20 protein-coding genes and 1 pseudogene are annotated in these 19,893 nt (G+C 71.9%); 7 read left to right on the forward strand and 14 right to left on the reverse strand.

Going from position 1 to position 19,893, the window contains the following annotated elements:
* Nucleotides 1-60 precede the first annotated feature (60 nt).
* The 6 genes and pseudogenes from ET526_RS22550 to ET526_RS14780 form a co-directional block, all read left to right on the forward strand.
* Nucleotides 61-144, forward strand: a pseudogene (locus tag ET526_RS22550) (hypothetical protein); the annotation flags it as partial.
* A 45-nt stretch (nucleotides 145-189) separates the two neighbouring features.
* A complete protein-coding gene (locus ET526_RS22555; protein ID WP_338025366.1) occupies nucleotides 190-483 on the forward strand; it encodes a hypothetical protein in 294 nt (97 codons plus the stop codon).
* Nucleotides 480-902, forward strand: a complete 423-nt coding sequence (locus ET526_RS14765; RefSeq protein WP_135468464.1) for a hypothetical protein — start codon at nucleotides 480-482, stop codon at nucleotides 900-902. Before ET526_RS22555 ends, ET526_RS14765 begins: the two co-directional genes overlap by 4 nt.
* Before the next feature lie 90 nt (nucleotides 903-992).
* Complete coding sequence (locus ET526_RS14770) at nucleotides 993-1,163, forward strand: ribbon-helix-helix protein, CopG family (RefSeq protein ID WP_204623649.1); 171 nt, start codon at nucleotides 993-995, stop codon at nucleotides 1,161-1,163.
* Nucleotides 1,160-2,929, forward strand: coding sequence for an Eco57I restriction-modification methylase domain-containing protein (locus ET526_RS14775; RefSeq protein ID WP_135468465.1), 1,770 nt, complete (start codon nucleotides 1,160-1,162; stop codon nucleotides 2,927-2,929). Before ET526_RS14770 ends, ET526_RS14775 begins: the two co-directional genes overlap by 4 nt.
* Nucleotides 2,926-5,991 (forward strand): Eco57I restriction-modification methylase domain-containing protein, encoded by a 3,066-nt coding sequence (locus tag ET526_RS14780; protein WP_135468466.1) that lies wholly within the window; start codon nucleotides 2,926-2,928, stop codon nucleotides 5,989-5,991. Before ET526_RS14775 ends, ET526_RS14780 begins: the two co-directional genes overlap by 4 nt.
* 27 nt (nucleotides 5,992-6,018) lie before the next feature.
* On the opposite strand, the gene ET526_RS14785 is transcribed toward ET526_RS14780, so the two are convergent.
* From ET526_RS14785 to ET526_RS14845, 14 genes are all read right to left on the reverse strand, one after another.
* Nucleotides 6,019-7,074: a phospholipase D family protein gene (locus tag ET526_RS14785; RefSeq protein WP_158295594.1), complete on the reverse strand. Its 1,056-nt coding sequence runs from the start codon at nucleotides 7,072-7,074 to the stop codon at nucleotides 6,019-6,021.
* 818 nt (nucleotides 7,075-7,892) lie between these two features.
* The gene (locus ET526_RS14790; protein ID WP_204623650.1) at nucleotides 7,893-8,297 is read right to left on the reverse strand and encodes a hypothetical protein; all 405 of its coding nucleotides are present in this window, start codon (nucleotides 8,295-8,297) and stop codon (nucleotides 7,893-7,895) included.
* 50 nt (nucleotides 8,298-8,347) lie between these two features.
* Nucleotides 8,348-8,857 carry a c-type cytochrome gene (locus ET526_RS14795; protein ID WP_135468469.1) on the reverse strand — a complete coding sequence of 170 codons (510 nt, stop codon included), beginning with the start codon at nucleotides 8,855-8,857 and terminating at the stop codon, nucleotides 8,348-8,350.
* On the reverse strand, nucleotides 8,857-8,985 hold the full coding sequence (locus ET526_RS22420) for a hypothetical protein (RefSeq protein WP_255575326.1): 129 nt from the start codon (nucleotides 8,983-8,985) through the stop codon (nucleotides 8,857-8,859). Before ET526_RS22420 ends, ET526_RS14795 begins: the two co-directional genes overlap by 1 nt.
* Before the next feature lie 48 nt (nucleotides 8,986-9,033).
* Entirely contained in the window at nucleotides 9,034-9,477 is a 444-nt protein-coding gene (locus ET526_RS14800) for a DUF411 domain-containing protein (protein WP_204623652.1), read from the reverse strand.
* A 20-nt stretch (nucleotides 9,478-9,497) separates the two neighbouring features.
* The gene (locus ET526_RS14805) at nucleotides 9,498-11,015 is read right to left on the reverse strand and encodes a Spy/CpxP family protein refolding chaperone (protein WP_158295595.1); all 1,518 of its coding nucleotides are present in this window, start codon (nucleotides 11,013-11,015) and stop codon (nucleotides 9,498-9,500) included.
* Between the two features lie 274 nt (nucleotides 11,016-11,289).
* Nucleotides 11,290-12,681, reverse strand: coding sequence for a sensor histidine kinase (locus tag ET526_RS14810; protein ID WP_135468471.1), 1,392 nt, complete (start codon nucleotides 12,679-12,681; stop codon nucleotides 11,290-11,292).
* Nucleotides 12,672-13,499, reverse strand: coding sequence for a response regulator (locus ET526_RS14815; RefSeq protein WP_135468472.1), 828 nt, complete (start codon nucleotides 13,497-13,499; stop codon nucleotides 12,672-12,674). The genes ET526_RS14810 and ET526_RS14815 overlap by 10 nt, the downstream gene beginning before the upstream one ends.
* Entirely contained in the window at nucleotides 13,451-13,810 is a 360-nt protein-coding gene (locus ET526_RS14820) for a hypothetical protein (RefSeq protein ID WP_135468473.1), read from the reverse strand. The genes ET526_RS14815 and ET526_RS14820 overlap by 49 nt, the downstream gene beginning before the upstream one ends.
* A 250-nt stretch (nucleotides 13,811-14,060) precedes the next feature.
* On the reverse strand, nucleotides 14,061-14,432 hold the full coding sequence (locus ET526_RS14825) for a hypothetical protein (protein ID WP_135468474.1): 372 nt from the start codon (nucleotides 14,430-14,432) through the stop codon (nucleotides 14,061-14,063).
* Between the two features lie 121 nt (nucleotides 14,433-14,553).
* Complete coding sequence (locus ET526_RS14830) at nucleotides 14,554-15,006, reverse strand: plastocyanin/azurin family copper-binding protein (RefSeq protein WP_158295596.1); 453 nt, start codon at nucleotides 15,004-15,006, stop codon at nucleotides 14,554-14,556.
* 19 nt (nucleotides 15,007-15,025) lie between these two features.
* Nucleotides 15,026-15,829: a copper resistance protein B gene (locus tag ET526_RS14835; protein WP_158295597.1), complete on the reverse strand. Its 804-nt coding sequence runs from the start codon at nucleotides 15,827-15,829 to the stop codon at nucleotides 15,026-15,028.
* A 14-nt stretch (nucleotides 15,830-15,843) separates the two neighbouring features.
* A complete protein-coding gene (locus tag ET526_RS14840; RefSeq protein ID WP_135468477.1) occupies nucleotides 15,844-17,724 on the reverse strand; it encodes a copper resistance system multicopper oxidase in 1,881 nt (626 codons plus the stop codon).
* 53 nt (nucleotides 17,725-17,777) lie between these two features.
* Complete coding sequence (locus ET526_RS14845) at nucleotides 17,778-18,356, reverse strand: cupredoxin domain-containing protein (protein ID WP_135468478.1); 579 nt, start codon at nucleotides 18,354-18,356, stop codon at nucleotides 17,778-17,780.
* Between the two features lie 666 nt (nucleotides 18,357-19,022).
* On the opposite strand from ET526_RS14845, the gene ET526_RS14850 reads away from it, so the two are divergent.
* A partial coding sequence (locus ET526_RS14850; RefSeq protein ID WP_240048410.1) for a heavy metal-binding domain-containing protein occupies nucleotides 19,023-19,893 on the forward strand: 871 nt, incomplete at its 3' end.

Raw genomic sequence — 19,893 nt, forward strand, 5'->3', positions numbered from 1 at the left:
AACCGCGCCCAGGCGCCGGCGCTGCTGCGCGGCCTGCTGTTCGGGCCGGACGGGCGGGCGATGTCGCCCACCCACACCCGGAAGGAGGGGCGGCTCTACCGCTACTACGTCAGCCAGGCGGTGCTGCAGGGCGGCCCCAACGACGCGCCGTATCGCCGCCTGCCGGCCGGGGAGATCGAAGGGCTGGTGATGGCGCAGGTCCGCGCGCTGCTGCGCCAGCCGGAGGTGGTGGTCGGCACCTGGCGGGCGGCGCGGGCGGAGGCGCCGGACCTCACCGAGACCGAGGTGCGTGAGGCGCTCGGACGGCTCGATCCGCTCTGGGATGAGCTGTTCCCCGGCGAGCAGCAGCGGATCGTGCGGCTGCTGGTCGAGCGCGTGACCGTCACCGAGGGCGGGGCGGAGATCCGGCTGAACCTGGAAGGGCTCGCCGGGCTCGCCCGCGAGTGGGCGGCGAAGCAGCCGCGGGAGCGCATGGCGGCATGACCAGCGTGACGGTGGTGGTGCCGATGACCATCCGGCGCCGCGGCGGGCGGAAGCGGATCATCGGGCCGGACGGGGCGCCGATCCGCACTGGCGACGACGTGCCGGGGGCAGCCGAAACGCGCGGCGACCCGGCGCTGGTGAAGGCGCTGGCGCGGGCATTCCGGTGGCGGCGCATGCTGGAGGAGGGGCGGTACGCCTCGATCCGCGAGCTCGCTGCCGCGGAGGGTGTCGATCGGGCCTATGTCGGGCGGGTGCTGAACCTCACGCTGCTGGCGCCCGAGGTGGTGGAGGCAATCCTGAACGGATCGCAGGCACCAAGCGTAGATTTACCGGCGATGATCGAGCCAATCCCGATTGAGTGGAGCCGCCAAAGGCAGCACTTCACGAGCGGCGACCGTCAGCGCAAGGCAGGCCCCTGAGAGCTCCCTTGCGGGATGCACCGCTGTGGTGTAGAGTGGTGCATATCGGTGCAGGACGTGACCACCATGCGAGGCCCCAAGAAACAACTCATGGCCGAGAAGTCCCCGCACCGGCTTTCCGTCAGCCTCACCGCAGATCAGTACCAGCATCTGAGCGAGCTTGCGCGGAAGAATCGCGTTTCTGTCGCATGGATCGTCCGCGAGGCGATTGAGCGCCTGCTGAGAGACGACATGCCGCTTCTGCACGTGGGGAAGGAATGACGAAGCAGCTCGCACTCTTTCCCAAGGCTCGTCGCATAGCCAGGCCGTCGGCGAACGCATCGCACAGCGGGCGGTTCACCGACCTTGATCCCGACAAGCTGCGCGGCGGCTACTACACCTCGGGTGACGTCGCCGCTTGGCTTTGCGCCTGGGCCATCCGCAGCGCAGCGGACCGAGTGCTGGAACCGAGCTGCGGCGACGGCGCGTTTCTCGCCGCTGCCGCTGCGCGCTTCGCGGAGCTCGGGTTGCGCGGCCCGGAAATCGCCGACCGGCTGACGGGCATCGAGATCCTCGCCGCGGAAGCCGAGCGCGCGCGGCATCGCCTCCGGCCGGAACTCGGGCTCCGCGGCCAGGACGTGGTGAGGACCGCCGACTTCTTCGGCTGGTGGCAAGAGAGCGAGCAGCCGGCCTTTGACGTGGTTGTCGGCAACCCGCCATTCATCCGCTACCAGACCTTCCCGGAGCCCCACCGCAGCCGCGCGATGGCGATCATGGGGGGGCTCGGCCTGTCGCCGAACCGCCTGACCAACATCTGGGTGCCGTTCGTCGTCGCTGCGGCGGCGAGCCTGCGTCCCGGGGGGCGCATGGCGCTGGTGTTGCCCGCGGAGCTGCTGCAAGTCACGTACGCCTCCCAGCTGCGGTCCTTCTTGACGGATCGCTTCGCCCGTATCGACATCGTGGCCTGCAATGAGCTCTTCTTCGAGAGGGCCGAGCAGGAAGTGGTCCTGCTGTTGGCCGACGGCGCGCTTGCCGAGGCCTCCGAAGCCAACAGCTGCCGCGTCACCCTGACTGAGGCGGCGACTGTCGCCGAAGTCATCCGGCAGGAGCCGAGCGCCCTCCTGGGTGCCGCGCAGCCGAAGACCATCCGCCACGACAGCGAGAAGTGGCTGAAATACTTCCTCACCGAGCGGGAGATCGCCTTCATGCGCGAGCTCCGCGAGGCGGAGATCACGACGGCCATGGCGACGCACGCGAGCGTCGATGTCGGCGTCGTCACCGGCAAGAACGAGTTCTTTGTCCTCACCAGCGAGCAGGTCGAAGAGCTCGGGTTGGTCGGCTACACGACACCCCTCGTCTCGCGCTCCGTGCAGCTGAAGGGCTCGCGGCTGGGGAAGGCGGACTGGCAAGCGCTCGCCGCCGCCGGCGACCGCGTGCACCTGCTGCACATCACCGCGGACCAGGCCGGTCAGCTGACGGAGACGCTGCGCCGCTACATCCGGTCCGGCGAGGCAAAGAACTACCACAAGGGCTACAAGTGCTCGATCCGCACCCCGTGGTACACTGTGCCAGCGGTCTGGTCGCCGGACGGCTTTGTCTTCCGCCAGATCTACGACTTCCCGCGCATTGTCCTGAACACCTCGGGCGCGACCTCGACCGACACGATTCACCGCCTCTCCTGCAAGACCGCCAAGCCGGAGCGGGTGATCGCAAACACCTACACGTGGCTGACGGCTGCTTCCGCGGAGATCGAGGGCCGAAGCTACGGCGGCGGCGTTCTCGAGCTTGAGCCGACCGAAGCCGAGCGCCTGTTGATGCCGGCGAAGCTGAACGGCGCCATGCCGCTCGCTGAGGCGGACCGTCTCATCCGCGCCGGCCGGCTCAGCGATGTGCTCGAAGAGAATGCGCGCATTGTGCTGATGGGCCACATGGGCCTGTCGGCTGCGGATTGCGGTCTCTTGCGCGACATTTGGACGAAGATGCGCGACCGTCGGATGGCCCGGCGGCGTAGCAGCCGGGGAACCGCCGCCCAGGATGGCGGCGCGTGACGGAGGACGAGCTGAAAGCGGCGGCCCGCGCGCGCGTCGCCGCGCTGGTCGAGGCGTTCCGGCGCCACGAAGCCGATTACCTCCTGCCGACCTACAACGAGACCCAGGCGCGCACCGACTTCATCACCCCGCTGTTGGAGGCGTTTGGCTGGGACGTTCACAACGCGGCCGGCCAGCCGCTCGGTCTGCGTGAGGTGATCGAGGAGGCCACGGTTGAGGTGGCCGAGGAGAGGCTCTCCAAGAAGCCGGACTACGAGCTGCGCCTGGCACGGCAGCGCAAGCTGTTCATCGAGGCGAAGAAGCCGAGCATCCGCATCGATCGGAACCGCGAGGCAGCGTTTCAGACGCGGCGCTACGGCTACTCGGCGAGCCTGCCGATTGCCGTCCTGACAAACTTCCACCAGCTGGCGGTCTACGACTGCGTCCCGCGCCCGACGGAGACCGACGAGGCGCACGTCGCCCGCCTCTTGTTGGTCCGCTACGACGAGTTCGAGGCGCGCTTCGAAGAGCTGTGGTCGCTGCTGTCGCGTGCCGCCGTCTATTCCGGCGACTTTGACCGCCGCTTCGCCGTCGACGCGACCCGGCACGGCGCCGAGCAGTTCGACGACTTCTTCCTCCGCCAGGTGCGCGCCTGGCGCGAACGCCTCGCTGTGGATATCCACACCAACACGCCCGGCCTCAGCGCCGCCGAGCTGACCTACGCGGTCCAGATCTTCCTCTCCCGGATCGTCTTTCTTCGCATCTGCGAGGACCGGGAGATCGAGAGGTACGAGACCCTCCGGGCCCTCGCCGGCGGGAACACCTTCGACGCCCTGATGGCCGAGCTGCGGCGCGCCGACGCCTTCTACAACTCCGGCCTCTTCCGCCTCCTGGACGATGCGCGGCTCGGCATCCGCGTCAGCGACGCCGTGCTCCAAGGCATCATCGCCGAGCTCTACTACCCGCAGAGCCCGTACACCTTCTCGGTGGTCGAGGCGGAGGTCCTCGGCGAAATCTACGAGCAGTTCCTCGGCGAGGTCATCACCGTCGACGGCGGCGCCGTGCGGATCGTGAGCAAGCCGGAGGTCCGCGAGAGTGGCGGCGTAGTACCCACTCCGCGCCACGTGGCCGACGCGATCGTCGAGCGCACGCTCGGCCCAGCCCTGAGCGGCAAGGGACCCACCGAGCTGGCGTCCTTCACCGTCGCCGATATTTGCTGCGGCTCCGGCATCTTTCTCCTCTCGGCGTACGAGCGCCTGCTCGAGCATTACCTGAGCTGGTATCTCGCCAACGACCGCAGCCGCCACGTCGGGCGGACGATCTACGAGGGCGTAGCGGGGCAGTGGCATCTGCTCTTCGAGGAGAAGCGACGCATCCTCCTCGCGCACATCCGCGGCGTGGACATCGACCCCAACGCCGTGGAGGTGGCGCGCTTCAGCCTGCTGCTGAAGCTGATCGAGGACGAGACGGCCGAAGGGCTGCGGGAGTACGTGGCGAGCCGGCGACGCGCGGCGCTTCCCGCGCTCGACACGATCTTGCGCGCCGGCAACAGCCTGGTGAGCCCGGCCGAGTGGGCGGCTGTGCGCGGGCCGCTGCCCCCGACCCTGCTGGAGAAGGTCAACCCCTTCGCGTGGGCCGCGGAGTTCCCAACGGAGATGGCGCGGGGCGGCTTCAGCGTCATCGTCGGGAATCCGCCCTACACCCGCATCCAGAACATGGTGGCCTACTCGCCGGAGGAGGCCGCATTCTACCAGGACCCGAGGTCACCCTATGGCACGGCGCACCAGGACAACTTCGACAAGTACGCGCTGTTCGTCGAACGCGCCCTGACGCTCGTCCCACGGGACGGTCGGATCGGCATGATCGTCCCGCACAAGTTCATGACCATCCAGGCCGGACGCGCGCTGCGCCAGTTGCTGGCCGCTGGCCGGTGCCTCGAGAGGGTCGTGCACTTCGGCGTGCAGCAGGTTTTCGGACGTCGGGCTACCAACTACACCTGCATCCTGGTCCTGGATCGCCGAGGATCCGCGACCGTGGAGATCGAGCGGGTGGAGGCGCTCGAAGCCTGGCGCTACGGCGCCCCGGGTCACTTCGCGACGGTTCCGGCAGCCGAGCTCGGGGCCGACGCCTGGCAGTTCGCCGACGCGGCCACGCGCGACCTCTTCACGCGGGTGCGGGCGGCGTGCCCTGCGCAGCTCGGCCAGGTGGCGGAGATATTCGTCGGGGTGCAGACGAGCGCGGATGCCGTCTACATCTTCGAGGCGTCGGCGGAGACGGCGGAGACCGTGACCCTCAGGTGGAACGGGCGGGATTGGCCAATCGAGCGCGGGGTCCTGCGGCCCTGCATGCTGGACGCGCCGCTCTTTCCCTACGCTCGCGCCGAGGCGAATCGCTGGATGATCTTCCCATACGAGCTGGTGGCAGGTCCCCGGCGCACTGAAGCGCGACTTATCCAGCCGGACGACATGGCCCGCCGGTTCCCCGGCTGTTGGGATTACCTCTTAGCGCGGCGCGAAGAGCTGGAACGGCGCAGCATCACCGGCGGAGCCGACGGCACGCGCCAGTTCTATCAGTTCGGCAGGTCGCAGAGCCTGACAAAGTTCGACAGCCCCAAGATCATCCTGCCGATCCTGTCGCTCGAGGCCCGCTACGCCTACGACGAGGACAACATCGTCGTCACGGGCGGCGGCAACGGCCCATACTATATGATCAGGCCGCGACCGGGCGTACGGGAGAGCATCGCCTACCTGCTGGCCGTGCTGCACCATCCGCTCTGCGAGGCGATGGTCCGGACCAATACCAGCACCTTCCGCGGGGGCTACTACTCCCACGGCAAGCAGTTCATCGAGCACCTGCCGGTGCCGGCGGCAGGCGATCGCGAGCGCGCCGAGGTGGAGGAGCTCGTGCGCGGCGTGATCGCGGCCAACGACGCGGCCCGGGCGGCACGCACCCCGCACCAGCGGGACCTGCACGAGCGCACCGCGGCCGCGCTGCGCGACCAGGTCGAGGCCCGCGTCTCGGCCCTCTTCGGTCTCTCGGCCGGAGACGTCGCTCTGGCCCGCGCAGTGCCGGTGCCAGCGTAGGTGCGACCGGCCTTCCTACGGCTCCGTCTACCGGATAGAGAGGCCGAAGGTGCCGTCGGCGCGCCGCTCGATGGTTAGCTGCTTTCCCGTCATGTCCTGCGCAGCGAAGTCCTTGCTGAGCTGACCTAGGTGCAGGAGGGTCGTGTAGTTCGACTGCGCGGCCTCACGGTTGGGCGCATAGGTCACCTCGAGATCCATGTGCCGGCGGCGCTGCCCGAGGAGATCCACCTCGAGCCTCACCCGCGCGGTTTCGAGGGGCTGGCCAGTCGCGGTCGCCCCGCGTCTCCAGGTCACACCACCGAACAGGACGTTCCTGAAGTAGGTCTTCGGGTCGATCGGGGCCCCTGCCTGCACGAGGGTGATGCTACCGCGCTGGTTCCCCGTCGTCTTCCGCTGGGCGTCGGAGGCCGAGAGCTTCTTCGTCCAACGCACTGGTGCCGGAACGCCTGGGCCTACCGACGACGGCCGCGGGGAGGGCGGCGGTGCGGACCCCGGGAGACTCAGCAAGGGCCGAAGCGACGGACCGCGACCGCCAGCCCCGGAGCGGGTGGCGGCCGGCCGTGGTCTGGGCGGCTGGGGGACGTCGAGGACGCCGGCTCGGGCGAGCGCGGCGAGGTCGGCGGCCGTGGAGATGAGGTGCAGGCCGGGTCTCCGCGCGGCGAACCACCAATCGACTGCGGCCCTGACCGCCTCCAGCACGCGGCGGTCGTCGCCGTCGCGGGTGTCGAGCACGATGCCGGCCTCGACATTCAGCGCCGCCCCGGCGCCGGTGAGGTTCGCCGAACCGATGTAGGCAGCGGCGGACCCGTCGTTGCGGACGAGGTGGACCGTCTTGGGGTGGAAGTAGCCGTCAGCGAACGACACGACCCCGACCCGGAGCCCGGGGCGGGCTGGGCCTACCGCCGCGAGCAGGGCCGCCACGTCGCTCTGCCGCGTGGTTCCGTCATTCGACCCGACAAGGACGCGGACGGTTCCGCCGCTCCGCCGAAGCCGCGCCATAGCAGGTGCGAAGTAGGGCAGGATCTCCGCGCCGAAATAGCCGGACTGCCAGCGCACTTCGGCGATCGACGGGTCGCTCCGCACTGCCGTATCCAGCCATGTCCCGAAGGCGTGAGCAGGGTCGCGGACTCCAGTGTCAATGTATCGCATCCGCATAGGATGCGGGTGATGACGTTTGATCACAACCAGACGTATCACGCGCTGCGAGCTGCGGCGGGGCTCGTCATGGCGACAGCCTCATGGCCCCCCATACGCTTCGCCAACCCCGCCGCCTTTCTGCCACAGAAACCCAAGGATTTCCGTGGCTTTCAGCCTGGCTGGTCAATCGCCCAAGTCGCCAGGTTCGGAGAGAAACGGGGCGGAGAGAGCGGTTTCCGGCCTCCGTTCCTCCCTCGCACCCGCCAGCCTGCGGGCGGAAACCGCGGAAGACCTGCGCCTCACGGCGCGGCCCACCAGCAGGGAGACGATTCGCGNGCATGGAGGTGGCGTGGCGGGCGGAACCGGGAGGGGACACTCTCTGGGAAATCGGCGGTCAGGCCCGTCTCTCTTGTCCCGATGGATACGATGCGAGCTGCGACAGGACGCAGCGGCCGTCAGGAAATCTGGACTTCGGTGTCTGTCCACGCCTCTGTCGGGCCGTTCTGGTGGGAGGCTCAGGTTGGACAGCGCACGCTATACCATCGGCCCCGATCCTGATCGGCTGACGGCCCGGCAGCGCATCGAGGAGGTCGGGAAGATTCTCGCAGCGGGCCTGCGTCGGGCCCGCGCCAAGGGGACGTTGCCCGTAGCCGCGCCTCTCCAGCAGCAGCACCCAAAGCGGGCCAGCGCACGCTAGCGCACCGCTGAAACGCTGAGGGCGCGCCGGCGCCGGACCAGCCCTGCGACTGCGGCGTGGCTTCCGGTCAAGTCATCTGCCGCCGGACGAGCCACGCCACGAGCGGCGGCAGCAGGATCCACTGCAGCACCGGCGAGAGGCCGACCCCGAGCAGCGGGACGATGGGCATGGCCTCCGCGTACGCCCACCGCCCGAGTGGGCCAGTCGCCAGCCACTCGAGCACCAACGTGATTGCGAGACCGGTGGCGGTGAATCCCGCGACCTGCACGGCGCTCGGGCGGAGGATCCAACGACGGTTCCCGCAAGCAGCGGTGACGCCCCAGAAGGCCACCACCGCGATGACCGCATCGCCGAGGGTGGCGCCAGTGCAGAACTTCACGGCTTCCCAGTGCGGCGCCTCGGCCATGCCGCGGAACAGCGGCACCTGCAGGAACTCCCAGGGGTAGTTCAGCAGGAAAGCGAACACCGCCACGTTCGCCTCGGGCGCATCGAGGACGCGGCGCCTCGCACCGGACCGGGGGCTCACCGCGCCGCCTCGCCGCGCTCGAAGCGGCTCTGGCGCTCCTGGAATTCCCGCTCGCGCGCCGGCCAGGTACTCTTGATGAACGCGAGGGCGGCGCGGATCTCCGCGTCCGAGAGCACCCCTTCGAAGCCCGGCATGTCGCTCTCGTAGCCCTCGCCGACGATGGCAGCCGGGCCGTGCTTGACGATCCGGAAGAGGACGCCGTCTGGGTGGTGCCAGGTGTGCCCCGAGGCGTCGTGCGGCGGCGCGGGCAGCCGGCCGTCCAGGCGGCGGGACCACCAGTCTGGCTGGCCTTCCAGATTGGCGCCATGACAGGATGCGCAGTATTCGGCATAGATCCGCCGGCCGAGCGCGACCTGCGCGGGGTCGCTCGCGTCGATCGCGGGCCGCGCCGCGCCCAGCAGAATCTGTCCCGGCAGCAGCGCACCGGCGCCCGCGACCGCTGCCGCCACGACGAGGATCGCAGCGGCCAGAAGTGCGGAGCGCCGCCGCCGCCACGGCCGCGCCATCACTGCGATCCGCCGAACAGATACTTGATGAAGGCGGCGATCCCGAGGACGAGCAGGACGAGGAGCAGGAGCCAGAGCAGCCCCATGCCCCACATGATCGCGCCGCCGCCCATCATGTCGTGCATCATGCGTCGGGCCCTTCCTCGATCGGCCGAGGGCGGGCTCCGGCCCGGCGGCTACTCGACCGCATAGACAGCGGGCTCCGCCGCCGGGTCCCGCGGCAGCGTGTAGATGATGAAGGGCTCGGTCTTCGGCCCGTTCATGCCCGGCGAGCCGAGCGGCATGCCGGGCAGCGAGATACCGCGGATGTCTGGACGCTCCGCGAGCAGCCGGGCCAGCGCGCCGACCGGCACGTGTCCCTCGACGACGTAGCCCTCGACCAGGGCTGTGTGGCACGACCACAGCGCCTCGGGGACGCCGTTCGCTCGCTTCACCGCGTCCAGCTCCGCGGTGTCGTGCGCGACGACCTCGAAGCCGGCGCCGCGCATGTGCCGCACCCAGCCCCCGCAGCAGCCGCAGTTCGGGTCCTGCCAAACCTCCACCCGGATGCCCGGGGCGGCCTGCGCCGCCGTCCCCGTCGCCACCGCCACAGCGAGGAGCAGGGCCCCCCGCCGGGTCACAGCCCTCGCGCCGGCGCCGCTCACAGCCCGCGCATCCGCATGCCGCGCAGGTGCTCTGCCAGCAGCTCGTCGGCGGTGCGCCTCTGCTCGTCGGACAGCGCCGCGTAGAGCGGCGCCGCGGCCGCCGCGACCGCGCGCGTCGCCTCGAGCTGCGCCGACAGCAGCGCCGCCCGCCGCTCGAGCTGCGTCGGCGCCGACGCGGGCTGGGCCGCCGCCTGCACCGCCTGCGCGTAGGCCTGCCGGAGCTCGCCCGCGGCGGCCCGGGCCGCCTCGGCGAAGGCGTCCCACTGCGGCATCTGTGCGTCGGTGACGCGGAGCGCGGCGCGGACATAGGCGAGGTGCGCTTCGATGCGCTCGAAGTGCCGGAGGGCGTCCGGGCCCATGGCGCCGCCCCGCGGCCCCATCATCATGCCCATCATCCCCGGTCCCATCATGCCCGCGCCCCCGGGAGGAACCATCCCCCTGCCCTGGCGGCCGCCGCGCCCGTCGTCGCCCTCCTCGGCCTCCACCCGGATGCCGGGACCGATGTTGATGATGACGTTCATCGGCGGGCCGTCCGCGGCGCGGTGGTGGATCATCATCATGCGCCGGCGTACGCCCTCATCGGACATGCCCATCATCCCGGGTCTCATGCCCGGCTCGCCCGCCATGCCGCCACTGGGGCCCATCATCATGCCCCTGCCGCCCATCGGACCGGCGCCGGGGCCGGATCCGGGCGCGGCCGGACCAGCAGGGCCGCCGCGCGGGCCGACGCCGGAAGGAGGCTGCGCGGCGGGCGGCGCGGACTGCGCCGCGGCGCCGCCGCCCGGGTGGTGCGCGTCGTGGTCCTGCTGCGCCGCCGCCGGGAGGGCCAGCAGCAGCAGCGTCCCCATCGCCGAGGTGCTCAGCATCGTCGTCTTGCGCATCGTCCTTCTCCTCCGCTCGTTAGCCCACCGGGCGCCAGGTGACGCCGTTGGGGCCGCGCCCGACCGCGAAGCGCCGCGCACGCGCTGCGTCGCGACGCCGTTCTCCGCGACCGTGTCCTCGTGGATGTTCGTGACGTAGGCGCGGGTCCCGTCCGCCGCGACGACGACGCCGTGCGCGCCCTGCCCGGTCTCGACCGTCGTCGCCACCGCGCCGGCGGCGATGTCGGTCACGGACGCCGTGCGGCCCGGGTCCTCCCGCGTTCCCTCGTTGGCGACGTAGAGCAACCGCCCGTCCGGCGTCACGTGCACCTGGATCGGGCCGCGGCCAACCGGGATCCGCCGCACGACGCGCCGCGCATCAACGTCGACCTCCGCCACCGCGTCGGCGTCGCGCAGCGACACGAAGGCCCGCACGCTGTCCGGTGTGAAGCCGACCTGCACCGGGGCCGGCCCGACCGGGATTGGTGCGGTCTCCGCGCCGCGTCCGAGGTCCACCACCGAGACGCTCCCGCTCCCCACGTTCGCCACCCAGGCCTCGCGCTCGTCCGGCCGCAGCCGCAACCCGTGCGGAGCGGCGCCGACCCGGATGGCGGCCACGGTGCGGCCCGTGCCGAGGCTCACGACCGAGACCATGTGGTCCTCCCAGTCCGTTACGTAGGAGCGCCGCCTTGCGGCGTCCGCAGTCGGCGTGTCCCGGACCGACTGTGCGTCTGCATGTCGGCGTCCTCCAAGTACTCGATCATCTGACCGCTCGATCCGAGCAGCCATAGACCGGAGCGGCCTTGCGCAGGATCAATTGCCGGTACGCTTGGCGCCTCTGGCACAAAACGATGCAGATCTTCTTGCCCCGCCCGCGAACGGAGCGCCGCCGGCGGAGCCGATCAGGTGATGGACGGAAACATGGAGTTCAGGCGTCCGTGGGCAGTGTGACCAGTACGGCGAGGCCGCCGCCCGGGCGGTTCCGCAGCGCCAGCCTGCCGCCGTGCCGCTCGACGGCCGCCTTGGCCACCGCAAGGCCGAGGCCGCTTCCGCCCGTCTCCCGCCCCCGAGCCTTGTCCACCCGGTAGAAGGGCTCGCAGACGCGATCCAGCTCCGCCGCCGGGATTCCCGGCCCTTCATCCGCGATCTCCACGGCGAGGCGCCGGTCCACTCCCGCCGGCCGGAGCGCGACCCGCACCGCCGATCCGCCGCCGTGTCGCACGGCGTTCTCGACCAGGTTGGCGAAGGCGCGCTTCAGTGCAAGGTGGCGTCCCTCGATGGCGAGCCGGTCCGGCCCGTCGTAGGCGACGTCCGCGCCGCGGTCGGCAAGGTCGTCGCAGATCGTGCGCAGCGTCGCCGCGAGGTCGAAGCGGCGCGGCGCCTCCGCCTCGGTCTCCCCGCGCAGGAGGTCGAGCACGCCACGCGCCATCGCCTCCATCTCGTCGAGGTCGCGCCCGAACCGGCGGCGGAGCTCCGCGTCCTCCAGCGCGTCCACGCGGTACCTGAGCCGCGCGATGGGTGACATGAGGTCGTGGCTCATCGCGGCAAGAGCCCGTCTCTGCTCCTCGAACATGCGCCGGATGCGCGCGCGCATGCGGTTGAAGGCGGCCGCGGTGTGGCGCACCTCGTCCGGCCCGTCCTCGGGCACCTCCGCGCCGCCGCCGTTCGGGTCCATCGCGTCCGCCGCCGCGGCGAGGCTGCGCAGCGGCGCCGTCAGGCCGCGCACCACGAAGACCGAGACGACCACGATCCCGAGCGCCATGATCGAGAGCGAGGGCCAGAACCGCATGCCCTCGTGCCCGCCGGGCACCGGGAACCGCACCGCGCGCAGGTTGAGCCAGGTGCCGTCCGGCAGCGCGACCGAGACCAGCGCGACGTGGCCGCCCTGGCCGCCCTGCCCCGGCGGCAGGCCCTCGAAGGCAAGGCGGAGCGCCGCAGGGTCGGCGAGAGCGAGCGCGCGGCGCAGCTCCGCCTCGAGTCCCTCGGGGTGGGCGGCGCTTCCCTCGCCCGCGGCGGCGGGCGAGGCGGGGCGCACGACCGGCGCGGTGTCCCAGTGCACCTCGATGGTCGTCGCCGACAGGGCGTGCGCCTCCGCCTCGCGGCGTTCCGGCGGCTGCGCGGCGAGCGCCTGGCGGATCGCCACGATGCGCTCGGCGAGTGCCGCATCGCGCGTGCGGACGACGGCGGTGTCCAGCACGCGCTGGTGCAGACCGACCGAGAGCGCATGGAAGGCGCCGAGCGCCGCGAGCAGCAGCAGCGTCGTGCGTCCCGCCAGGCTCGATGGCCAGGGCAGGCGGCGCAGGCGGCGGATCAGCGCCATTCGACCGGCGCCGAGAGGAGGTAGCCGACGCCGCGCACGGTCCGGATCAGCGGCGTCGCGGCCTCGGGCGGCTCGATCTTGCGGCGCAGCCGGCTCACCTGCGCATCGATCGAGCGCTCCAGCCCGCCGAAGGGGCGGTTGCGGGCGAGGTCGAGGAGCTGCTCGCGGCTCAGCACGCGCTGCGCCCGCTCGACGAAGGCGAGCAGCAGGTCGTACTCGCCGCTCGTGAGGTCCACGACGACCCCCTCGGGCGAGAGGAGCTCGCGGCTGCGGGTGTCGAGGGTCCAGCCGGCGAAGCGCGCGACGTGCCGCGCCCCGCCCGGGGCGGGCCCGGCGGCCTCGGCGCGGCGCAGCACGGCGCGGATCCGCGCCACGAGCTCGCGCGGGTCGGCGGGCTTCACGACGTAGTCGTCGGCGCCGAGCTCAAGGCCCAGCACCCGGTCGGACGAGGCGGCCAAGGCCGTGAGCAGGATCACCGGCAGGCGCCCGCGCGCGCGGATCTCGCGGCACAGCGCGAAGCCGGAGTCCCCGGGCAGCATCACGTCGAGCAGCACGAGGTCCACCGGCGCGCCGGCGAGCACCTCGCGCATTTCCGCGCCGTCGGCCGCGCCGCTCGCGCGGAAGCCGCTGCGGCGCAGCGACGAGAGCAAGAGGGCGCGGAGCTCCGCGTCGTCCTCGACGACCAGGATGTGCCGGCCCTCGCCGGACAGGACGGGCCGGAGGTCGCCGCCCGGCCCGGGACCGCCGGTCCCGCCAGGGTCGCAGGGGTTCAGCGCCGCGGCGGGGCGGTGCCGTGCGCCCGGTCCATCTCGTCGCATTGCGCGAGCATCCGCCGCAGGTCGGGGGTCATGGCCGCGCCCCCGCGCACCTGGCCGCGGAGATCGGCGCAGTGGGCCATCATGCTCCGCATGTCCATGCTCGACATGTCGTGGCCCTGCATGCCGCTGGCGGGGGCGCCCTGCAAGGGGGCGGCCTGCGCCGACGCGCTGCGGGATGGCGCACTCCCGAGCGACATCTCCGCGGCCGGGGCGGCCACGGCGGGCGGCGCCTGTTGCTGCGGCGCGCAAGCGGCGATGCTCAGGAGGGACAGTATCCCCAGGGCGAGCAACTTCGACGCGATCATGGTCATGCTTCCTTCTCTACCAACAGACGGTTGGCGCCGTCGTCGGAAAGGGCGCGGGGCGACGGGGCGATCGGACCGCCGGGTCCTTGCCGGTTCAGGTCGCGCCCGACCGTCACCTTGCGAGTCCCGCCCCGGCCGGCGCGTGGCCTGCATCCGGATCACCGAACGACGGCGGAGCTGAATGGCGGGGCGGTGGAGCCATCAGGAGCTCGCGGAATCCGTCTCAGCGGATGTCGACGCGCCTCCGCTGCGTGTTTCAGCGCGGCCGCTGACGCCCTTCCGTTGCCACGTGCCCGTGCTCCACCTCGACCTCGCCGCCGCCTGTGGTGCCCGTGATCTTGCCTCCTGCGGGTGAGCCATAGTTGCCTCGGCCGGCCCCCTGATGGAGGACGGTGGGACCACCGGCACCTTCGCCGATGAAGCCGGTGGTGCCGGTCACAACGCCCGTGCCAGGGATCGGTGCCGGCCGGTGGATCTCGGGGCCGCTGCCGCTTGCCTGGTCGATATGCGCGGGGGCGCTCCCGAAGGCGCCACCCGGTGCGGTGCCGTGGTCCGACAGGTTCGGGCCGGCGGCGCTACACGCCGCGAACGCCGGGACCGTGGCGGCGAGGATCAGGTACTTGCGCATAGTGTTCTCCCTTTCGAATTCCGAGACTGTGTGCTGCCTGTTTCGGGGCCGCGACTCCGCTTGGCTCGACCCGCATCGCGGGAACGCGCGGCTCCGCGCAGCGCCCATCCGGTCGCTCGCCTCATGCGCCACCGTTCGCAAGGGCGGTCAGCCTGGCCTTCGCGCGCGGCGGCAGGCCAGGGATGGCGGCGATCCGCTGCGCGACGGGCGCCGGGTCGGCGTCGCCCACCACGATCAGCGCAACCATGCCGAGCCCGACGTGAGGCGTGCACTGGACGCCATACACCCCGGCGCGGTCGAATGTCACCGAGGCCGCCTGGCCGTAGGGGACGTTCAGCACCGGGCCGCCCTCCGGCCACAGGGCCGGGATCGGCACCGCGTTGTGGCCCGGCGTGGTGGGCTCGAACCGCACCGTGCCGCCCACCGGTATCCGGATCAGCGCCGGGTCGAAGGCGAAGCTGTCGCCCGGAGCCGGCCCTCTGTTTAGCATGCGCACCACAGTCGCCGGCTCCGCCAGGACGGGGGACGCGACTATGCCGAACGCGACGGCGGCAGCGAGCAGGGCACGACGCACGGTTTCGATCCTCTCCGGGTCAGAAGAACAGGCGGACGCCAGCGACCACGGCCGTCGCCTCGGGCTTCTCGCCGAGGCGGCGGGCCAGGCCCGCCGCGCCCCCGACGGCGCGCTCGTAGGAGATGCCGACATAGGGGGCCACCTCGCGCGTGATCTCGTAACGCAGGCGCAGCCCGGCCTCCATGCGGTAGAGACCCGGCGCGATCAGCGCGGCCTCGTCCCGCCCCATCGCGAAATTCAGCTCCGCCTCCGGCTGCAGCACGAGGCGGTTGGTGATGAGCAGGTCGTACGCGGCTTCCGCGCGGATCAGGGGCACGCCCCGGTCGCCGAGGAAGGCCTGCAGGTTGACGTGGAAGAACCCCGGGGCGAGGCCCTGGAGGCCGACCACGCCGTAGGTGCGCCCCGGGGTGCCGCCGCGCGGCGCGATCCGGACATCGTGGCGCACGCCGAGCTGCAGGTCCCAGAAGTAGGCGACCAGGCGCGAGTAGAGGACCTGCAGTTCCGCCCGCTCGAGGCTCCGCGCGGCCTCGTTGGATTCGGCGTGGAGGTTGAGCTGGATCCTGTCGTAGTCGGTCCCGTAAGAGCCGAGCCCCCGGAAGGCGTAGATGCCCTGGCCGCGGCCGTTGCTGCGCACCTCCGCCTGGTCCACGAGCACCGCGCCGAAGAACAGCTCGTGCCCCGCCGGCGAGGGCGGGCCTCCGTGCGGCTCCGCCGCGGCCGCCGGCGGTGCGGCCTGCTGGGCCGCGGCCTCTCCGGCCAGGACCGGCGGCACCACGACCATGGCGAACGAAAGGGCCATGGCCGCCTCGGCGACGCGCCGCATTCTCCCCGGCTCCGTCATCGCGCCGACGCCGTCCGCGCCGGCCGCCGGACCTCGACCTTGCGCATCATGCCCGCCTCCATGTGGTAGAGGAGATGGCAATGGAACACCCAGGCGCCCTCGGCGTCGGCCTCCACGTCCACGTCCAGCGTCGTGCCCGGCCTGACGTTCACCACGTGCAGCAGCGGGTTCTCCGCGCCGTTGCCGACCTGCGGGATCATCCACATGCCGTGCAGGTGCATCGGGTGGTTCATCATGGTTTCGTTGATGAGGCGCAGCCGCACGCGCTCGCCGTAGCGGAGGACGATCGGCTGCGCCTCGCTGAAGCGGTTGCCGTTGATGGACCAAATGTAGCGCTCCATGTTGCCGGTCAGGCGGACCTCGATCACCCGGTCCGGCGCGCGCGCCGGGTAGGGGCTCGAGAGCGCGCGCAGGTCGCGGTAGGACAGCACCCGCGTGCCCGGCGGCGCGCCGGTGTCGTTCGTGAAGGGATCGCGCGCAGCCATGCCGCCGTGGCCCATGGCGAAGTGGTCCATCGCCGCTCGGTCCGGAGCCGGCGGCGTGCCGTGACCCATGGCCGCGTGGCCCATCGCAGCGTGACCCATGGCGGAGTGGTCCATCGCCGCCACGGGCGCGTGGCCCGTGCCGAGCGCGGCCGGCGGGGCGGCGCCGTGCGACATCCCCGGCATGCCCGCATGGTCCATGCCCATCGGCGGCGCGACCTGGCCCGGCCGGTCGGTCTCGGGCAGCGGCGTGCCCCGGTCGAGGCCGGTCGGGCCGTACGGCCCGCCCATGTCGGCCATGGTCAGGACGGGGCGCGGCCGGTGCGGCGGCAGCGGCAGCATCGGCAGCCCCTCCTGCGTCGCCAGGCTCGCGCTGGCGAAGCCCTGGCGGCCCATGGACTCGGCGAGGATCGCGTACTGCCGCCCGTCGCGGGGGCGCACCAGAACGTCGTAGGTCTCGGCGGTCGCGATGCGGAACTCGTCCACCATCACTGGCCGGACATTGTTGCCGTGCGCCTGCACCACCGTCATCTCGAGGCCGGGGATGCGGACGTCGAAGTGGCTCATCGCCGAGGCATTGATGAAGCGCAGCCGCACCGTCTCGCCGGGCCGGTAGAGGGCGGTGAAGTTCGCCTCCGGCGGGCGGCCGTTCACCAGGTAGGTGTAGCCCGACACGTCCTCGATGTCGGTCGGGTCCATCCGCATCTCGCCCCACATTCGCCGGTCGGCGAGGATCGCCGCGCGCGCGGCGCCGTCGGGGGCGGCGGCCAGCTCGCTGAGCAGGCTCGCGAGCGTGCGCTTGTTGTAGTTGTAGTAGCCCGGATCGCGCTTGAGGTTGGCGAGGACGCGCCGCGGGTCCTCGTCGGTCCAGTCCGACAGCATGATCACGTAGTCGCGGTCGTAGCCGAACGGGTCCGGCCGGACGGGATCGATGACGAGCGGGCCGTAGATGCCGGCCTGCTCCTGCAGGCCGGAGTGGCTGTGGTACCAGTAGGTGCCGGACTGGATCAGCGGGAAGCGGTACTGGTGCGTGGTCCCGGGCGCGATGCCCTGGAAGCCGTCGCTGATGCCCGGCACGCCGTCCTGGCCGCTCGGCAGGATCAGTCCGTGCCAGTGGATCGAGGCCTCCTCCCGCAGCCGGTTGGTGACGTTGATGATCACCTCCTCGCCCTCGCGGAAGCGCAGGACCGGAGCGGGGATCTGCCGGTTGACGGTCATCGCGGGGCGCGGCCGCCCCGCGATGTCCATCGTCGTGTGCTCGAGCACGAGATTGAACTCGCGCGGCATGGCGCGCCCGATCCGCGGCTGCGCCAACGCGCCCGGCGCATGCGGGAGGGCGACGGCGGCGAGGCTGGCGCCAAGTGCGGCGCGACGGCTCAAGCGGACCTTGCTCATCCTGAACTCATCTCCTTCGGGGGGGGGCACCGCCCTGAGTGCCCGGCCGCTCCTCAGCGCACGAACGCCACCCAACCGACCATCCCGGATTCGTAGTGGCCGGGGATGTTGCAGGCGAACTCCAGTTCCACCGCGCGGGTGAACTTCCAAACCAGCTCGCCGCTCTGGCCGGGCTCCAGCAGGAGGCTGTTCGGGTCGTTGTGGTGCATCTGCGCCATGTGCTGCCCGTGCCCCACCTGGTGCCCGCCGGCGTGAGGGCCGCCGGCGTGGGAGCCGCCTTGCGCCGGCACCGGGCCGATGCTCGTCGCGGTCATCATGCCGTGCTCGAACATCGTCTGCATCTCGCGCTGGTGCCGCCGGTGCATCTCGCGGGTGCCGAGGTTGAACTCGTGCAGCAGCGCGCCCTCGTTCCGCACCACGAAGCGCACCGTCTCGCCAGCACGCACTCGGATGGTCTGCGGCTCGAACGAATTGTCACGCATGACGACGGTGATCGTCCGTCGCGCGTCCTGCGGGCGGCCGCGGTCGCCGAACGCGCGGTAGGCGGAATCGGCCGTCGCCGCGCCGCCGCCGAGCACGCCGACCGTCAGGCCGAGGACGGCCGCAAGGCGCAGGCGTTTCCATGCTATCATGTATCCCGGTACCCTTTCCCTTCCCCTGACAGCGGCTCGTGGCTCGCCTGGACGCATGGGCCGCCCCGTGCCCGGTCACCGGCGCGCGAGGCTGTGCTCCCCTGCCGTCGGCGCGAGGGCGGCCCCATCCCGGTCGGCGGCTGACCCGTCGGCCGGGATCGCAGGCTGCATGCGGCGCAGGTCCCCGAGCGCCGAGGACTATAGGGGTGAACCGCGTCGCCGGGGCGGGGCGGTGACGCATCGTTTTGTTGCGGACGCCCCGTCGCGCCGCCCAGGGGCCGATAGTTCCGCGAGGCAGAGCCCTTCGCGACGCGAACGCGAGGCCGCGGAGGCGACCACTCATGCCCCGCTTCAGGTGCCCTGGCCGCAGGGTGCGCCGGCCGCGCCTTCCGCGGCGCAGGCCGGGGGCCGCGGGCCCCGCAGCCCGACCGACGGGCACCCGCGCGGGCGCCGGGTTCTCCTCTCCCGTGCCGGCCCCATCTTTCCCCTCCGGAAGGCCCCGTCCCCGAGCCGGCGGACGGATGCCGGAGGAAGGCCGCGATGCAGCACCACCCCGACGGTCATCCCGCCCAGGGCCATCTCCTCGCAGCGGGAGATGCCTCGGCCGCCGAGCGCCAAGGGCACACAGCCCCCGGCGGCGCCGAGGCCACCGATCCGGTCTGTGGGATGAAGGTGGACCCACGCGCGACGCCGCACCACGCCGAGCACGCCGGGCAGGCGTTCCACTTCTGCTCGGCGGGCTGCCGCGCCAGGTTCGTGGCCGACCCGGCCCGCTACCTCGGCGGGCCGGACGCGCCGAAACCGCGCGCCGAACCGGTGGCACCTGGCATGATCTACACGTGCCCCATGCACCCGCAGGTGCGCCAGGTCGGCCCCGGCAACTGCCCGATCTGCGGCATGGCGCTGGAGCCGGAGGTGGCGGCGCCGGGCCAGGCGCCGAACCCGGAACTGGTGGACTTCACCCGCCGCTTCTGGATCGGACTCGTGCTCGCCCTGCCCGTGCTCGCGCTGGAGATGGGCGGGCACCTGACGGGGCTGGTGCACCTCGTCGGCGGGCCGCGCGTCGGCAACTGGCTGCAGTTCCTGTTCGGAACCCCGGTCGTGCTCTGGGCCGGCTGGCCCCTCCTGGTCCGCGGCTGGCGGTCCGTGGTGAACCGCCGCCTCAACATGTTCACGCTGATCGCGATGGGCATCGGCATCGCCTGGCTGTTCAGCGCGGTCGCGACGATTGCGCCCGGCGTCTTTCCCCCCGCCTTCCGCGGCCCGGATGGCGCGGTCGCGGTCTATTTCGAGGCGGCGGCGGTGATCACGGTGCTGGTGCTGCTCGGCCAGGTGCTGGAGCTGCGCGCGCGCGAGCGCACCTCGGGCGCCATCCGCGCGCTGCTCGACCTGGCGCCGGCCATGGCGCGGCGGATCCGGCCGGACGGCACGGAGGAGGAGGTGCCGCTGGCGGCGGTGCAGGTGGGTGACCGGCTGCGGGTGCGCCCCGGCGACAAGGTGCCGCTGGACGGCGAGGTGCTGGAGGGCCGCAGCAATG

This window comes from Crenalkalicoccus roseus, from assembly GCF_004761865.1.
Lineage (GTDB): Bacteria > Pseudomonadota > Alphaproteobacteria > Acetobacterales > Acetobacteraceae > Crenalkalicoccus > Crenalkalicoccus roseus.

Coding starts and splice junctions, on each gene's coding strand:
- ET526_RS22555 (WP_338025366.1), top strand. CDS start 190: ATGGCGCAGGTCCGCGCGCTGCTGCGCCAGCCGGAGGTGGTGGTCGGC.
- ET526_RS14765 (WP_135468464.1), top strand. CDS start 480: ATGACCAGCGTGACGGTGGTGGTGCCGATGACCATCCGGCGCCGCGGC.
- ET526_RS14770 (WP_204623649.1), top strand. CDS start 993: ATGGCCGAGAAGTCCCCGCACCGGCTTTCCGTCAGCCTCACCGCAGAT.
- ET526_RS14775 (WP_135468465.1), top strand. CDS start 1,160: ATGACGAAGCAGCTCGCACTCTTTCCCAAGGCTCGTCGCATAGCCAGG.
- ET526_RS14795 (WP_135468469.1), bottom strand. CDS start 8,857: ATGGCGCGGCCGTGGCGGCGGCGGCGCTCCGCACTTCTGGCCGCTGCG.
- ET526_RS22420 (WP_255575326.1), bottom strand. CDS start 8,985: ATGATGCACGACATGATGGGCGGCGGCGCGATCATGTGGGGCATGGGG.
- ET526_RS14805 (WP_158295595.1), bottom strand. CDS start 11,015: ATGGTCTCGGTCGTGAGCCTCGGCACGGGCCGCACCGTGGCCGCCATC.
- ET526_RS14810 (WP_135468471.1), bottom strand. CDS start 12,681: ATGGCGCTGATCCGCCGCCTGCGCCGCCTGCCCTGGCCATCGAGCCTG.
- ET526_RS14815 (WP_135468472.1), bottom strand. CDS start 13,499: ATGCGACGAGATGGACCGGGCGCACGGCACCGCCCCGCCGCGGCGCTG.
- ET526_RS14820 (WP_135468473.1), bottom strand. CDS start 13,810: ATGACCATGATCGCGTCGAAGTTGCTCGCCCTGGGGATACTGTCCCTC.
- ET526_RS14825 (WP_135468474.1), bottom strand. CDS start 14,432: ATGCGCAAGTACCTGATCCTCGCCGCCACGGTCCCGGCGTTCGCGGCG.
- ET526_RS14835 (WP_158295597.1), bottom strand. CDS start 15,829: ATGCGGCGCGTCGCCGAGGCGGCCATGGCCCTTTCGTTCGCCATGGTC.
- ET526_RS14840 (WP_135468477.1), bottom strand. CDS start 17,724: ATGAGCAAGGTCCGCTTGAGCCGTCGCGCCGCACTTGGCGCCAGCCTC.
- ET526_RS14845 (WP_135468478.1), bottom strand. CDS start 18,356: ATGATAGCATGGAAACGCCTGCGCCTTGCGGCCGTCCTCGGCCTGACG.